The organism is Ferrimonas gelatinilytica, assembly GCF_039544205.1.
Classification (GTDB): Bacteria; Pseudomonadota; Gammaproteobacteria; order Enterobacterales; family Shewanellaceae; genus Ferrimonas; species Ferrimonas gelatinilytica.
In genome coordinates this window covers 41,740-57,518 of sequence record NZ_BAABLF010000028.1, presented here as the reverse complement: position 1 = coordinate 57,518, position 15,779 = coordinate 41,740, and the positions used below count along the sequence as shown (strand labels likewise).

General features: G+C 60.8%; 11 protein-coding genes. 6 read left to right on the top strand and 5 right to left on the bottom strand.

Annotated elements, in window-relative coordinates:
* The first annotated feature begins 145 nt into the window (after positions 1-145).
* The gene (locus ABD997_RS13585; protein ID WP_345317653.1) at positions 146-1,333 is read left to right on the top strand and encodes an efflux RND transporter periplasmic adaptor subunit; all 1,188 of its coding nucleotides are present in this window, start codon (positions 146-148) and stop codon (positions 1,331-1,333) included.
* Positions 1,334-1,335: 2 nt separating this feature from the next.
* Positions 1,336-4,485, top strand: a complete 3,150-nt coding sequence (locus ABD997_RS13580; RefSeq protein ID WP_345317652.1) for an efflux RND transporter permease subunit — start codon at positions 1,336-1,338, stop codon at positions 4,483-4,485.
* Between the two features lie 267 nt (positions 4,486-4,752).
* On the opposite strand, the gene brnQ is transcribed toward ABD997_RS13580, so the two are convergent.
* Positions 4,753-6,072, bottom strand: a complete 1,320-nt coding sequence (gene brnQ, locus ABD997_RS13575) for a branched-chain amino acid transport system II carrier protein (protein WP_345317651.1) — start codon at positions 6,070-6,072, stop codon at positions 4,753-4,755.
* 358 nt (positions 6,073-6,430) lie between these two features.
* On the opposite strand from brnQ, the gene ABD997_RS13570 reads away from it, so the two are divergent.
* The 3 genes from ABD997_RS13570 (at position 6,431) to ABD997_RS13560 (ending at position 10,619) form a co-directional block, all read left to right on the top strand.
* Complete coding sequence (locus ABD997_RS13570) at positions 6,431-7,144, top strand: tRNA1(Val) (adenine(37)-N6)-methyltransferase (protein WP_345317650.1); 714 nt, start codon at positions 6,431-6,433, stop codon at positions 7,142-7,144.
* The gene (srmB, locus tag ABD997_RS13565) at positions 7,141-8,367 is read left to right on the top strand and encodes an ATP-dependent RNA helicase SrmB (RefSeq protein WP_345317649.1); all 1,227 of its coding nucleotides are present in this window, start codon (positions 7,141-7,143) and stop codon (positions 8,365-8,367) included. The genes ABD997_RS13570 and srmB overlap by 4 nt, the downstream gene beginning before the upstream one ends.
* Before the next feature lie 95 nt (positions 8,368-8,462).
* On the top strand, positions 8,463-10,619 hold the full coding sequence (locus tag ABD997_RS13560; protein ID WP_345317648.1) for a PAS domain-containing protein: 2,157 nt from the start codon (positions 8,463-8,465) through the stop codon (positions 10,617-10,619).
* A 53-nt stretch (positions 10,620-10,672) separates the two neighbouring features.
* On the opposite strand, the gene ABD997_RS13555 is transcribed toward ABD997_RS13560, so the two are convergent.
* From ABD997_RS13555 to epd, 4 genes are all read right to left on the bottom strand, one after another.
* Positions 10,673-11,389, bottom strand: a complete 717-nt coding sequence (locus tag ABD997_RS13555; protein WP_345317647.1) for a DUF481 domain-containing protein — start codon at positions 11,387-11,389, stop codon at positions 10,673-10,675.
* A gap of 118 nt (positions 11,390-11,507) precedes the next feature.
* The gene (gene fba / locus ABD997_RS13550; protein ID WP_345317646.1) at positions 11,508-12,575 is read right to left on the bottom strand and encodes a class II fructose-bisphosphate aldolase; all 1,068 of its coding nucleotides are present in this window, start codon (positions 12,573-12,575) and stop codon (positions 11,508-11,510) included.
* Between the two features lie 92 nt (positions 12,576-12,667).
* Positions 12,668-13,846 carry a phosphoglycerate kinase gene (locus ABD997_RS13545; RefSeq protein ID WP_345317645.1) on the bottom strand — a complete coding sequence of 393 codons (1,179 nt, stop codon included), beginning with the start codon at positions 13,844-13,846 and terminating at the stop codon, positions 12,668-12,670.
* A 12-nt stretch (positions 13,847-13,858) separates the two neighbouring features.
* Positions 13,859-14,896, bottom strand: coding sequence for an erythrose-4-phosphate dehydrogenase (gene epd / locus ABD997_RS13540; protein ID WP_345317644.1), 1,038 nt, complete (start codon positions 14,894-14,896; stop codon positions 13,859-13,861).
* Positions 14,897-15,067: 171 nt separating this feature from the next.
* Between epd and ABD997_RS13535 the strand changes: the two genes are divergently transcribed.
* Positions 15,068-15,757, top strand: a complete 690-nt coding sequence (locus ABD997_RS13535; protein WP_345317643.1) for a pseudouridine synthase — start codon at positions 15,068-15,070, stop codon at positions 15,755-15,757.
* Positions 15,758-15,779: the final 22 nt, after the last annotated feature.

The window sequence follows — 15,779 nt, the reverse complement described above, 5'->3', positions numbered from 1 at the left end:
CCTAATAGGCCCATTTACTCAATTCAATCAGAAGCCTAACTGAAATTTTGAGAGGTACTGATTTACAAATAGCCTCTCCACTTATTGCAACCTCGTGTTAACTTATTCGCTCAAGGATCCCTCAAACACAGATAAGGATGGTTCGATGCGTCTGTGGATACGACGACTGCTGCCACTGCTGATCCTGGTGATCGCCGTGGCCGGGTTCTTGGTGTTACTGAGCACCAAGCAGGCCCCGGAGAAGAAGGAACAGGTAACCAGCCTGCCCATCGTGGAGGTGCTGGCGGTTACGCCGCAAGCCCATCAACTGGTGTTGCGCTCCTACGGCGTCGTCAAGCCCAAGCACGACTCCCAGCTGGTCGCAGAGATCAGTGGCCGTCTTATCGAACTTACTCCCCGCTTCGTCGTCGGCCAGCACGTTCGTAAGGGCGAACTGCTGGCACGGATCGAACCGGCGGACTACCAGGCGGATCTGATGCAGGCCCAGGCCGGTCTGGCCCAGGCCCAGGCCCAGTTGCAGGAGGAGATCGCCAGGGGCAAGGTGGCGGAAACCGAGTGGCGCGGCGTGATGGAGGGGATCCCGCCGGAGCTGGGGTTACGTAAGCCACAGTTGGCCAAAGAGCAGGCCAATGTGCGCAGTGCCGAGGCCGCCCTCTCCCGGGCCCAGCGCAACCTGGAACGCACCGAGATCCGGGCCCCCTTCGACGGTATCATCACCGAGCGAAACGTCGATCTGGGCCAGTACATCAATGTCAGCGTCAACCTGGGCCGGGTACAGGGGACCGACATCGCCGAGATCCGCCTGCCTCTGCCACCGGAAGACCTGGCCTACCTCAACGACGAGAACAGCGGCACAGTCACCCTAATCCAGACCCAGGCCGGGCAGACCCGCCAATGGCAGGCCCAGCTCGTTCGCTCCGAAGGGGTGATCAACGACGCCAACCGGATGATCTACCTTGTGGCCCAGCTGGATGATCCCTACGCCATGGAAAGTGCCGGAGTACCCCTGAAGTTTGGCAGTTTCGTCAACGCCGAGATCCAGGGCCGTCGCGTGGATAACCTGCTGGCCCTGCCCCGCCATGCGGTGCGCAGCCAGCGGATCACCGTCATTAAGGCGGACAACACCGTGGAGCTACGCCCCGTCGAGGTGGTGCGTGCCGATCTGGAGCAGGTTTATGTTCGCACCGAGCTGGCTCCTGGAGAGCGGATCAGCCCCAATGTTCTCGATAGCCTGGACAGCGGCCGTAAGGTCAAGATCGCCGGTGAGGAGCCGGTGGATGAGGCCGAGGGGGGTCAGGGCAGCGCCAGCCAGATGGCCGTGGCAGGGGGTTAGCGATGAGAGCGACAGACAGCAGTAAAGGGCTGATTGCCTGGTTTGCCCGCAATCCGGTGGCCGCCAACCTTCTGATGATCATCCTGATCGTCGGCGGCCTCTTCTCCGCCAAGATCATCAACAAAGAGGTGTTCCCCAAGTTCGAGATCAACCAGGTGATGGTTCGAGTCGCCTATCCCGGCGCCGCCCCCCAGGAGATCGAAGAGGGGATCACCATTAAGATCGAGGAGACCATCAAGGATATCGAGGGGATCAAGCGGGTCCGCTCGGTAGCCCGGGAGGGCTCCGGCGAGGTACAGATCGAGGTGGAGGATGATTTTGATCCCAAGGACATTCTCGATGAGGTGAAGCTGCGAGTGGACGCCATCGCCACCTTCCCAGAGAGCATCGAAAAACCCAACATCTACCAGATCAAACCCCAGGCCAGCGTCATGTGGGTCTCTGTAGCCGGTGACAGCCTCAACGACACCGAACTCAAGGAGCTTGGCAAGGTGATCCGTGATGAGATCACCGCCCTGCCGGGGGTTACCAAAGCCGAACTTCAGGGGGCGAAAGCCTACGAGATCGCCATCGAGGTCTCCGAGCACAAGCTGCGGGAGTACCGGCTCACCTTTGACGACGTTGCCCGGGCGGTGAACGCCTCCTCCCTCAATCTGCCCGGCGGTTCCATCCGGGCCGAAGGAGGCGACATCCTGCTGCGCACCGACGGTCAAGCCTACGTCCAGTCGGACTTTGATCGCATCGTGCTGCGTACCGAGGCCGATGGCACCCGGTTGATGCTTTCCGACGTGGCCACCATCATTGATGGCTTCGAAGAGCGGTTGGGCCAGGCCAGGTTTGATGGCCAGCACTCTGTGGTGATCGCCGTAAACAGCGTCGGCGACCAGGACGCCCTGGCGATCGCCAAGCGGGTCAAGGCGTACGTTGCCGAGAAGCAGGCCCAACTGCCGGAGGGGATCGTGGTTGCCCATTGGGGTGACATGACCCAGTTTCTCTCCGGACGCCTCAACATGATGCTGAAAAACATCGCCCAAGGGGCTCTGCTGGTGTTCCTGGTACTGGCATTGTTCCTGCAGTTGAAAGTGGCCTTCTGGGTGATGATGGGTCTGCCTATCTGCTTCCTTTCCGCCCTGTTTTTCATGCCGCTGGAGCCAATGTCGCTCTCCATCAACCTCATCACTCTGTTTGGCTTCATCCTGGTGCTGGGGATCGTGGTGGATGACGCCATCGTTATCGGTGAGTCCTCCTACGCCCAGACCGAGAAAGACGGTCACAGCACCGACGCGGTGATCAAGGGCGCACAAAAAGTGGCGATGCCCGCCACCTTCGGGGTGCTCACCACCATCGCGGCCTTTATCCCGATGCTGATGATCACCGGCTTTGTCGGGGTGATCAGCTCCGCCATCGCCTGGGTGGTGATCCTCTGCCTCACCTTCTCGCTGGTGGAGTCCAAGTTGATCCTCCCTGCCCACCTGGCCCACATGACCCCACCCAAGCCCGGTGTCGGCTGGCAGCCCTGGCTGCGCTTCAAGGCCCGCTTCGACCGCGGCGTGCAGCACTTTATCCATCAGCGCTACCGCCCCGCCATGGGGTGGATGATGGGCCATCGCTACTCGGTACTGGCGGCCTTTATCGGTCTGATGATCCTCTGTGGCGGCCTCATCGCCTCGGGTCAGGTCCGCTTCGTCAACTTCCCGGACATCCCCTCCGACTTTATCGATGTCAAGGTGGAGATGGAGTCAGGGGTTTCCGAGCGGCAAACGCTGAAAGTGGTGCAGCAGCTGGAGGAGGCGCTCTTTGATGTGGATGCCGAGATCGCCCGTGAGCAGGGGATCGACGTAATTCGCCACGCCTTTGTCTGGTCCGGCAGCCGCACCACCGCCAACATGGTGATCGAGTTAACCGCCGGCGAAGAGCGTGAGGGGCTGGACGCGGTCAAGATCGCCGCCCGCTGGCGGGAAAAGTTGCCGGAGCTGGTGGGGATAAAGAATCTCAATATCAACGCCTCCACCGGCGATCAGGGGTCTGACGTCGCCTTCCGCCTCAACAGCGCCAACATGGATGATCTGATTGCCGCCAGCGATGAGCTCAAGGCGGAGCTGGCCAACTACGAGGGGCTGTTCGACATCCAGGATAACTTCTCCTCCGGCTCCCAGGAGATCCGCCTAATGATTAAGCCGGAAGCGGAAGCCCTGGGGCTGACCCTCTCCGACCTGGCACGCCAGGTACGCTATGGATTCTATGGCTACGAAGCCCAGCGGATCCTGCGAAATAAGGAGGAGGTGAAGGTGATGGTGCGCTACCCCGCCGAGCAGCGCCGCACCATCGGGCACCTGGAGAACATGCGGATCCGTACCCCCGCCGGCCACGAGGTGCCCTTCTCCAGCGTCGCGAGCATCGAGCTGGCCAAGAGCTTCTCCGCCATCACCCGGACCAATGGGGTTCGCTCCATCACCGTGCGAGCGCGGGCGTTCAAAGAGAAGGTGGAGCCGGGCAAGGTGATCGCGGAGGTCAACAAGAACTTCATTCCCAAGCTCACGGGGCGCTACCCGGGCCTGACCAGCGCCCTGGATGGCAGTGCCGAGGAGGACGCGGAGAACCGCATTTTGGTAATTCAGGGCACCTTCTTCGCCCTGTTCACCATCTTTGCCCTGATGGCAATACCGCTGAAATCCTACAGCCAGCCGCTGATCATCATGTCGGTGATCCCCTTCGGCATGATCGGCGCTGTAGTTGGCCACTTCCTGCTGGGCCTGGACCTATCGATGCTCAGCCTGTTCGGGATCGTGGCCCTGGCGGGGGTGGTGGTGAACGACTCACTGATCATGGTGGATTACGTCAACCAGGCTCGAGCCGATGGCTTCTCGCTGCGGGAATCGGTGCAGCAGGCAGGGACAGAGCGCTTCCGTGCCATCGTGCTAACCTCGCTGACCACCTTCCTGGGGCTGGTGCCGATCACCCTGGAGAGCAGCCTGCAGGCACAGATCGTTATCCCCATGGCGGTCTCTCTGGCGTTCGGGATCCTGTTCTCCACCCTGGTTACCCTGGTGCTGGTACCTGCGCTCTACCTGATCCTCGACGACATTCAACGATTCTTTGCCTGGTGGTGGCAACCGGGGGGAAAACCTCACCCGCTGCGACGCACCGAATAACCTCCAGGTATCGAGAGGTCCACCAAATCGCTCCCTCCCGGGAGCGATTTTTTTGCCTGCGGCCCAGCGTTGCAGCGCCCTCGATGCTCCCTCCACCGGACCAAGGCTCACCCCAGTTACCCGATTCCGCCATCGGCACTTCTCTGCGCCGTACTCCCCCGAGTCGAGGTTAGCGCGGTGTGCGCGCTAACCGCTTCGGCATGGAGACTCAGGTACAAAAACGCCCCCGGATCACTCCGGGGGCGTTCAATGGATGAGGCTTGAGAATCAGGCGTTTTCTGCCGCCACGCCGCGCTCACTGCGCTTGTAGATAAGGCCGATAACCAGGGAGATGGTCACAGGCAGGATCCAGGCCAGGTGCATGTCGAACAGGGGCAGGAAGTGGAACGCTTCGACGATCGGGGCGGCGAGCCCTGCCACGTTGAGGCCACTCAATACCCCGGTAAACAACGCGCTGATCAGCATGGTAGAGAGGGTGGCTGTGCGAGCAGCAACGAAGGGGCGGGCAAAGACAAAGATAACCACCGCCACGGTCACCGGGTAGATGATGAACAGCACCGGGATCGAGATGGCAATCAGCTGCTCCAGACCCACGTTGGCCACCAGCAAGCAGGTGATCACACAGATAAACACCCAGTTGCGGTAGCCGAGGCTGATCTTCTCGTTGAAGAACTCGGCGAAGGCGGTGGTCAGACCCACAGCGGTGGTCAGGCAGGCCAGCACCACAACGGCGGCCAACATCACCACGCCGAAGCTACCAAACATGCCATGCACGTAGGCGGCCAGGATCGCGCCGCCATTGCTGGCATCCGGGGCCATCTCTACGCTAGCGGCGCCAACATAGAACAGAGAGATGTAGACACAAGCCAAACCGGTGGCGGCAATGATGCCTGCAAGCAGCATCTGGCGAGCCTGACTGGCAGGTTCCGTCACTCCCTTACGACGAAGAATATCCAGCAGCAGGGTACCGAACATCATGGCACCCAGAACGTCCATGGTCATGTAGCCTTCCAGGAAACCGGTGGTGAGGGCATCCTCAGCCCAGCCGCCCTGGGCAGCAGGCACTGCCACTTCCGGAGCGAAAAGTACGGACAACGCCAGCACCGCCAGCAGCAGCATCAGTGTCGGCGTCAGCGCCTTACCAACAATGTCCATCAACTTTCCGGGATAGAGTGCCAGCAGGGCCACCAGGGAAAAGAAAGCGGCAGTGAAGACCAATTGCGTCATTGAGCTGGTAGCCCCCAGGAAAGGCACGGCGCCGATCTCATAGGCCACCAGACCGGTACGGGGGATCGCAAAGGCCGGACCGATAACGATGAAGATGGTGGCGGCGATGGTCACGCCAACCCAGGTGGGCAATCCGCGGGTCATGGCACTCACGCCACCGCCGGTGCGGGCAATCGCCACCATGCAGATCAGGGGCAAGCCCACCGCAGTCAGCAGGAATCCGGCCATGGCCGGTACCAGGTTTGGTCCAGATTGCATTCCGGCCAGGGGTGGGAAAATGATGTTACCCGCGCCCAAGAAGAAGGCGAACAACATGAATCCGAAACTTAAGGTATCGGCGGCGGTGAATTTCTTGCTCAAAACTGACCTCAACTTCAATCAACGATCTATCTGTAGGGGAACCGACGGCGACGTAAACCTATATGTACACTTTAGTTGACCAGTACTGGGGCGAATCACATCGATTTATGACTGTTTTACCGTGAATTTCCGCACCAGCCGGCCAAAAAACGTGCAAAAATTTAATTTGCAGGGAAAATCTGACTCATTCGGCAGAGACACTAATACCAGCAGCCAAACCCGCACACAATACGCAACACCGAAATACAACAATTCAAATCTTCTCGTTAACATAGTGATGGCGACGCATTTTTCAGAATTTGGCGGTAAAATCTGCTAGAGTCTGCCGCCCTAAATGTAGATCGCAGCCCGCCACACCATGCCCTTTACCTTCAAGCAGTTTCACGTCGACGACAGCCGGTGCGGCATGAAGGTGAGTACCGATGCGGTGCTGCTGGGCGCCTGGGCAGAGGTCAGACCTGATTGCCAACTGCTGGACATCGGCACGGGCAGCGGGGTGTTGGCACTGATGGCGGCGCAACGGGGAGCCAGGCAGGTTGTGGCGGTTGAGCTCGACGCTGCCGCAGCGGCTCAAGCACGAGAGAACTTCTCCGCCTCCCCCTGGCCCGAACGGCTGCAGCTTCGTCACGAGGCGATTCAGCGCTTTGTTCCGGATCAGTCCTTCGATGCCATCCTGTGCAATCCGCCCTACTTCCAGAGCGGCGCACGCAGCGAGCGATGCGATAGGAGGGCACTGGCTCGTCACCATGACGGCCTGACTCAGCCCGAGCTGCTAACGGCCATCGTGCGCTTGCTCAGCCCAGAGGGCTGTGCCAGCCTGATCTTACCCATGGCCGAGGCACAGCAGCTGCTCCAGATGGCGCCTCAGTACGACTTACACTTGAGCCGCTACTGCGAGGTACGCACCACTCCGGCCAAGCCGGTCAGCCGCCTCCTGCTGAGCCTGTCGGCAAAACGGTCACCGCCGCATGCCGAATCCCTGGTGATCCGCCAGAGCGATGGACGCTACAGCATTGACTTTTGCCGCCTCACCGAGGCTTTTTACTTGAATACTGGATCGCAACGCCCATGAGCTTTTCCGAACTGGATCTTGACCCCCGACTGGAGCGCGCCCTTCTTCGCGCCGGTTACAGTAAACCCACCACCATCCAGAAGGCGGTGCTGGAGACGGCCCTGGAACAGCGGGATATCCTCGCCAGTGCCCCAACTGGAACCGGTAAAACGGCGGCCTTTCTGTTGCCGGCGCTGCAACACCTGCTGGATTTCCGCCGTCGGGATCCGGGCCACGCCCGGGTACTGATCCTGACCCCGACCCGGGAACTGGCAGAGCAGGTACGGCAGTACGGCGAAAAGCTGATCGAGGGCACCGGGCTTACCATTGGGGCGATCGTCGGTGGCAGGGACTTCCAGCTCGACGCGGATCTGCTCGGTGGCAACCTGGATCTGCTGGTGGCAACACCAGGACGCCTACTGCACTATCTGGAACAGGAAAAGTTCGATCCTCGCCAGGTGGAACTGCTGATCATTGATGAAGCGGACCGGATGCTGGACATGGGCTTTATGCCGGATGTTGAGCGCCTCGCCGGTGAAGTGCGCTGGCGCAAGCAGACCATGCTGTTCTCCGCCACTCTGGAAGGTTCGGGGCTGGAGCGCTTTGTAAGCACCCTGCTCGAGGATCCGGTTCGGTGTGACGCCCAACCACCGCGCAGTGAGCGAAAGAAGATCAACCAGTTGGCTTACCGCTGTGACGACGCCAGCCACAAGTTCAAAATCCTGACCCGGCTGCTGGCGCAGCCAGATTGCGAGCGCAGCATCATCTTCTGCCGCACCAAGGAACGCGCCACCGCCCTTCACGCCCAGCTTTTTGCCGCCAAGTTTCGCGTCGCGGTACTCCAGGGGGGGATGACTCAGGGCAAACGGGATGACGCCCTGTTGAAGTTCAAGGAGGGCCGGGTCAAGCACCTGATCGCCACCGATGTTGCCGCCCGGGGCTTGGACGTGCCGCAGATCAGCCACGTCATCAACTTCGACATGCCCCGCAGCGGCGACGTCTATCTGCACCGCATCGGCCGCACTGCCCGGGCCGGCGCCAAGGGCACTGCCATCTCCCTGGTGGAAGCCCATGACGCCCCCATGCTGACCAAGGTCCAGCGCTATACCGAGGAACCGATACGCAACCGCGTCATCGACGACCTTCGACCACAGACCCGGGCCCCGAAATTTCGCAAGCCCAAGAAGAGTAAAGTGGCCGCAAAGAAAAAGGGCAGCAAAAAGGCCAAGCCGGGTAAAGGGTAAGCGGTCGGAGAAAAACTCGCCGCCGGTAGCAGCGTGGTTCCCCCTGCCACCACGTGTTAACATCCCCGCATCCAAAGAGACGCAGGGATGTTAACGTGGCGCAAAAGGAAAACAGCGGCGTCGGACTGTCCAATGTCCTGGCGAAACGTCGTCATGACCCCCCCATCAGCTTGGCTCACCCCCCCTTTAGCCTGCAGCTGCTGTTGTTGACCGTGGTGGTGATAGGTACCGCTTACCTACTGCTCTCCCTGAACCGCCAGATGCTCTATGAGCGCCTCGCTGCGCAACGCTTTACCGAAATGCAGGTGTTCAGCGATCGCATCAACGAGGCACTCCTGCGCCAGGAAGCCTCGGTCCAGCTGATCAGCCAGCTGCCTTTGGGCCAGCAGGCTGATGACGCCGGGACCCACTTCACCGAATCCATGCTGCAACAGATGCAGAGCAACCTGAACCGATTCGAGGCCCTGGCCCTGTTAGATGGTCAGGGAAGATCACTGTTCAAGGCGGGCCACAGCGAGTACCTCAGCCTGACTCGCGATGAGATCCTTCAGCAGCGGCAACAGCTGGACCCGGAGGAGCTTTTCGCCTCCAAACTCTACCTCGATAGCCAACGTCATGCCGCCTACCAATGGTTGTTGGTCCCCCTTCCCAGTAATCCCCTAGGGGCCGAATCCCTGCTGGCTCTGGTCAATATCAGCGATCTTTGGGAGAGTTTCTACGCCGTCTATGATATCCGCCGCTTGCCGCTTTTCCTGATCGACGCCGAGGGCAATTCCCTCAATCTCACCTCACGGGAGACGGGGTATCAAGGATCCATAGAGAGCCAGTTCCCGCAGCTTTGGAAGCAGGTCCGCCAGAACAGCTTCGGTCAATATACCGAGGCCCCCCAGCACTTCGTCTACATGCAGGTGCGTCCGGACAGCCACTCTCCCCTCTACCTGATGACCTACCTGGATGAGCGCACCGACCACCCGGTGGCGGATCGCTACCAGAGCCAGTTCTACCTCGCCATGTTGGCGCTGCTGGTGGTGCTGGCCCGACTGCTATGGCTAAGGCGTTACCGGCAGGACCACCAAAGCGCCCGGCTAAGGGCGGAGCAGCTGGCTGAGCACCTGTTTGAGCGGGACAACGGCACTGGCATGTTCGATAGCGCCGGCTACTGCCTGGCCGCCAACAGCAGCCTCTGCACTCAACTGGGAATGACCCCAGAGCAGCTGAACGAACGTCGGTTCCGCAACCTGTTCGACAGCGACCCCATGAATATCGATGTTGTCTGGCAGCTCGCCCGCTCCTCGGGATACTGGCAGGGACAGCTTATGCCCCGGCAGCAGGACGGCCCGCCGTTCCTGGTCCAAATCCGCCACCTGAAGTTCAAGGGCTCCAGCTCCCTGATGCTGGTGCGCCTGGAGGAGAGCCTCAAGCAACAGGCACAGCAACAGCGGGTTCGCTATCTCGCCAGCTTAGGGGAAAGCGGCTGTGGCCTGGCGTTGCTGGATACAGAACAGAACATCGTCGAGTGCAATGCGGCGATGTTGCAGCTGTGCGCTCAGCCCAAAGACCAGCTCGTTGGTCTGGGCTGGCAGCAGCTGCTGGCCTGGCACAACAATGAGATGACCCAGGTGCTCTCCCATCAACTGGGGGCCCGCGGCAGCTGGCAGGGCCCACTCTGGCTGCGCCGGGGTGATGGGGCCGTCAGCCGCTGCCTGGCCAATATTCAGCTCAACGAAAGCAACGATGGCGAAGATCCCCACTGGGTACTCGCCCTGATGCCGCTTCGAGATCCCAACCTGCCGCTGGAGGCGCCGGAGCAGATCCAGAAAAAAGAACTCCTGCAGCAGCGGGTGCGCCAGCAGGAGAATGGCCCCTGCTCGCTGCTGGTGTTACACCAGGTCCATGCCAGCACGCTCAATGGCTTTACCGATCTGGACAGTCAGCTTTTTCATCAATTCAAAATGCTCAATGTCCTGCGCCCAGCCCTACCAGCCGATGCGATCGTGGGTGACGAGCCGCTGCCGGGGGAGATCCATATCCTTCTGCCACACTGGGAGGACAGCCGGGCCACCCGCCTGGCCAGCAACCTGATCAAGCTGTTGCGCAAGAGTGAGCGGCCGGAAGACCTGGTGATCGGCATCGCCAGTGCCACCGCGCCCACCGAGTGGGACCCGCTACTGGCCAAGGCCCAGGCCGCGGTGGAAAGGGCCAAGTTGACCGGCCAGCGGGTCTGTCAGGCGTATACCCGCCACAACGAATAAGCCAACAAAAAAACCAGCCATGGTGGCTGGTTTTCTCACTTGAGCTGGACGCGTCAGAATTTATACAGCAGGGTTGCCAGTAGCTCGGTATCGGTACTTTCCTTGCCCACCTGGGGATCCGAGTTGTGCCTGATGTTGTAGCCCACCTTCATCGCCAGGTTACCCACCAGGTTAGCGCTGACGGAGGTTTCACTGCGACTGATGGTGGCCCCGTCGAAGGCGTACTCCGTGGTCAACAGCTGCTTGAACTCGGCGTTTTCTGAAAAGCGCCACCAGAACTCCGCCTTGGCACGGATGATGACGTCATTTTCATTCTGTCCACCCGGGTTATCGTCCTGGTCGACCGCCTTGTAACTGTAACCCGGGCCCGCTTCAGCCACCAGGGTCATGGTTTCCTGCTCGATAAATCGATGACCATAACCCAGCGCTGCCGTGGCGACATAGTCATAGCCCGAGAACTTGTCGATCTCGCCGCTGGCCATGGCAAAGAAGTAGTGACGGCCAGTGCTGGGGTAGTTGGTCTGCCCCAGCAGGTAATATCGCTCCGCGGAGCGGGTATCCCCATCCTCCGCATAGAGGGTTTCCGCCAGGTACTGGTTGCTCCACTCGCCAATGGTGTGCTTGCTGTCGACCTTGCCCTTGATGGAGGTGGTCTCGGTGTTACCGCTGACGATGGTGGCCCCAAGCTCCGCCGCCCCTTCGAAAGCAGCCACGGCCGGTCCGGCGATCATAGCGAGGCTGATCCCCATCGCTGTCGACAATTTTTTCATGCTCACTCCATGCACTGAATAATTAACGCGCCCAAAAATCAACGACATGATAACAATTCACACACAAGATACATAAAAAAACGCCCGCGTCAGCGGGCGTTTTGTCGAACCTCTGGGTTTACAGGTTAACCTTGGGATCCAGTTCGCCGGTCTGGTAGCGCTTGTACATCGCCTGCAGCGACAGCGGCTTGATCTTGGAGCCCTGGCCAGCACAGCCAAAGGCTTCGTTGCGGGACTCGCAGATCGCCGCCATGGCGTCCATGGACTGCTTGAGGAACTTACGGGGGTCAAACTCCGCCGGGTTCTCCGCCAGGAACTTGCGGATCGCCCCGGTCGAGGCCAGGCGCAGATCCGTGTCGATGTTGACCTTACGGACACCGAACTTGATCCCTTCGACGATCTCCTCCACCGGCACGCCGTAGGTTTCCGGGATGGCGCCACCGTACTGGTTGATCACCTCCAGCCACTCCTGAGGTACGGAGGAGGAGCCGTGCATCACCAGGTGGGTATCCGGGATCCGGGCGTGGATCTCCTTGATGCGGTCGATCCGCAGCACATCGCCGGTGGGCTTTTTGGAGAACTTGTAGGCGCCGTGACTGGTGCCGATGGCGATAGCCAGCGCATCCACCTTGGTGGCGGACACGAAACGGGCCGCCTCTTCCGGATCCGTCAGCAGTTGGTCCGCACTGAGGATCCCCTCGGCACCAACACCATCCTCTTCCCCGGCCATGCCGGTTTCCAAACTTCCCAGGCAGCCGATCTCCCCCTCAACGGAGACACCACAGGCGTGGGCAAACGCCACGGTGCGCTGGGTCACCTGGACGTTGTAACCGTAATCCGCCGGGGTCTTGCCATCTTCACGCAGGGAGCCATCCATCATGACGGAGCTGAAGCCCATCTGGATGGAACGCTGACAAACGTCCGGGGAGGTACCGTGATCCTGGTGGATACAAACCGGCACATCCGGATACTGCTCCAGGGCGGCTTCCATCAGGTAGCGCAGGAACTGGGGGCGGGCGTATTTGCGGGCACCGGCGGAAGCCTGAACGATTACCGGTGAATCGGTCTTCTCCGCCGCCTGCATGATGGCACGCATCTGCTCCAGGTTATTGACGTTAAAGGCCGGCACCCCGTAGTTGTGCTCGGCGGCGTGATCCAGCAATTGACGCAGAGAGATCAAAGCCATAAATGTCTAGCTCCATGTAGGCGATTAAAGTCTACCCAAAGGATAGAAAAATAAAGGACCGGCGCATCGCCGGCCCGAAACGAAATAGGTAATTATTGGGCAGCGCGGGCTTGCAGCATCGCCACCGCGGGCAGGGTCTTCCCTTCCAGGAACTCCAGGAATGCACCACCGCCGGTGGAGATGTAGGAGACCTTATCGGCGATGCCGTACTTGTCGACTGCCGCCAGAGTGTCACCGCCCCCGGCGATGGAGAAGGCGCTGGACTCGGCGATCGCTCGGGCGATGCGCTCGGTACCGGCACCGAACTGGTCAAACTCGAACACCCCAACCGGGCCGTTCCAGACAATGGTACCCGCCTGCTTCAGGATGGTGGCCAGGGCCTCGGCACTGTTTGGGCCGATATCGAAGATCATGTCATCCTCGGCCACCTCGGAAACCGGCTTCAGGGTCGCCTCCGTGTCCTCGGCAAACACCTTGCCGCATACCACGTCGGTCGGTACCGGAATATCCCCGCCGTTGGCTCGGGCCTGGGCGGTGAGTTGCTGGGCCTGCTCAATCAGGTCAGCCTCGTACAGAGACTTGCCCACCGGGTGGCCGGCGGCGGCGATAAAGGTGTTGGCGATCCCGCCACCCACCACCAGTTGATCCACCTTGCTGGAAAGGGACTCCAGCACCGTCAGTTTGGTGGAGACCTTGGAGCCGCCCACGATGGCGACCATGGGACGGGCGGGGTTATCCAGCGCCTTGCCAAGGGCGTCCAGCTCCGCCGCCAGCAGGGGACCGGCACAGGCGGCAGGGGCAAACTGGCCGACACCGTGGGTGGAAGCCTGGGCCCGGTGAGCGGTACCGAAGGCATCCATCACGAAGATGTCACAGAGCGACGCGTAGGCCCGGGCCAGGGTTTCATCGTCTTTCTTTTCACCCACGTTAAAACGAACATTCTCAAACACCACCACTTCGCCATCATTCAGCTCTACCCCGCCGAGGTAATCCCGCTCCAGGCGCACTTTCGCCTCCAACTTGGCGTTGAGGTAGTCGGCGACCGGTGCCAGGGAGAACTGGGCGTCAAACTCCCCCTCGGTGGGACGACCCAGGTGCGACATCACCATCACCTTGGCACCCGCTTTTAGGGCATGCTCAATGGTGGGCAGGGAAGCACGCAAACGGGCATCGGAGGTGATCACCCCATCTTTAACCGGGACATTGAGATCCTGGCGGATCAACACGCGCTTGCCAGCCAGCTCCAGCTCAGTCATCTTCAGAATGTTCATAACAGCGGTTCCTTAACGATTTGATATGAATTGATTACGTTTCTCCGCCATCGCCCAGGCGGTATCCAGCATCCGGTTGGCGAATCCCCACTCGTTGTCGCACCAGAGCAGCAACTTCACCAGGTGGCCATCCGCCACCCGGGTCTGGGTGCCGTCCACCACCACCGAGCGGGCGTCATGGTTGAAATCACAGGAGACCAGGGGGGCCTCGGTATAGCCCAGTAACCCCGCCAGGGGGCCAGCCTTCGACGCCTGGCAAAGCAGGCGATTGACCCCCTCGATGTCGACCCTATGGCTCAGGGTCAGGGAGAGATCCATGGCAGTAACGTTGGTGGTGGGCACCCTTACCGCGATCGCCTCCAGCTTGTCATGCAGTGCCGGCAGGATTCGCTCGATCCCCCGGGCCAGCTTAGTATCCACCGGGATGATCGATTGGCTCGCGGCGCGGGAGCGGCGCAGATCCGGGTGGTAGGCATCCAACATCGGCTGGTCATGCATGGCGGAGTGGATGGTGGTGATGGCACCGCGTTCGATGCCAAAGGCCCGGTGCAGCAAAGAGAGCACCGGGACCGAACAGTTGGTGGTACAGGAGGCGTTGGAGACGATCCGCTCGGCGCCGGTGAGCGCCTCGTGGTTGACGCCGAACACCACGGTGGCGTCGACCTCCGCATCGGCAGGATGGGACACCAGCACCTGGCCCGCCCCGGCGGTCAGGTGTGCCTCGCACTCCCGGGCCGTGGCCAACTGGCCGCTGCACTCCAGAACCAGGTCAACGCCCATCTCGGCCCAGGGCAGCGAGGCCGGCTCCCGCTCATGCAGCAGGGCGATGCGATCCTCGCCGATGCACAGATGCTCACCTTCGATCCGCACCGGCTCAGCGAAACGGCCATGAGTGGAGTCATACTGGGTCAGGTGGGCGATCCCCTCGGCGCTGGCCAACTCGTTGATGGCCACCACGCGAATACGGTCCTGCCACCTTCGTTCATACAGGGCCCGAAGGGTTGAGCGGCCTATTCGGCCAAATCCATTGATGGCAACGCGTAATGTCATGGCAATCGAGTTCGAGGTAAAATGCGAGCTGACGTCCGGTGTCGAAGCGGGCGACAGTGTATCTCAGTTTAGGGGGCAGCCCCAAGGTATTCGATAACCCCAAGGTCAAGAAAAAAGCCGTTGATACCGTGATAAAAGCCAATTTGAGAACTTTCCCCCGGAGCCTCGCCGATGCGGCTTGACCGTCTGCTTGGGCAGCACCGTCACTGGAGCCGCCGTCATGTGCGCCTCCTGCTGGCGACCGGCCAAGTCCGGGTCGATGGCCAGGAAATCACCGACGGCACCTTCGAGGTCCTGCCCCAACACTGTGTCGAGGCCCAGGACGAGTGCCTGCAAGCCGGCCGCCCCCGCCACTACCTGATGCTTAACAAACCTGCCGGGTTGCTCAGTGCCACCTCGGATCCGGTCCACCCCACGGTGATGTCACTGTTGCCGCCGGCGCTGGCTCAACAGCTCCATATCGCCGGACGCCTCGACAGGGCCAGCACCGGATTGCTGATCCTCACCAATGATGGCAACTGGTCACGCAACCTGACTTCGCCGACGCAGCGTAAGCCCAAAACCTACCGGGTTCGCCTGGCCCACCCCATCCACCCGGATACCGCCCGAGTGTTTGCCCAGGGGATCCACTTCCCGTTCGAAAACATCACCACCTTACCGGCTAAGCTGGAGCTTTTGGGGGAGCGGGAGGCCCGGTTAACTCTGTACGAGGGGCGCTATCATCAAATCAAGCGGATGTTCGGGCGCTTTCGAAATCCGGTCCTTGCCCTGCATCGAGAGCGCATGGGCGAGCTGTGGCTCGATGATCTTGCCGAAGGCACTTACCGGCCGCTGACCGAGTCGGAGATCGCCAGCGTCTGATCCCGGTGCGGCGCAGCAGTGG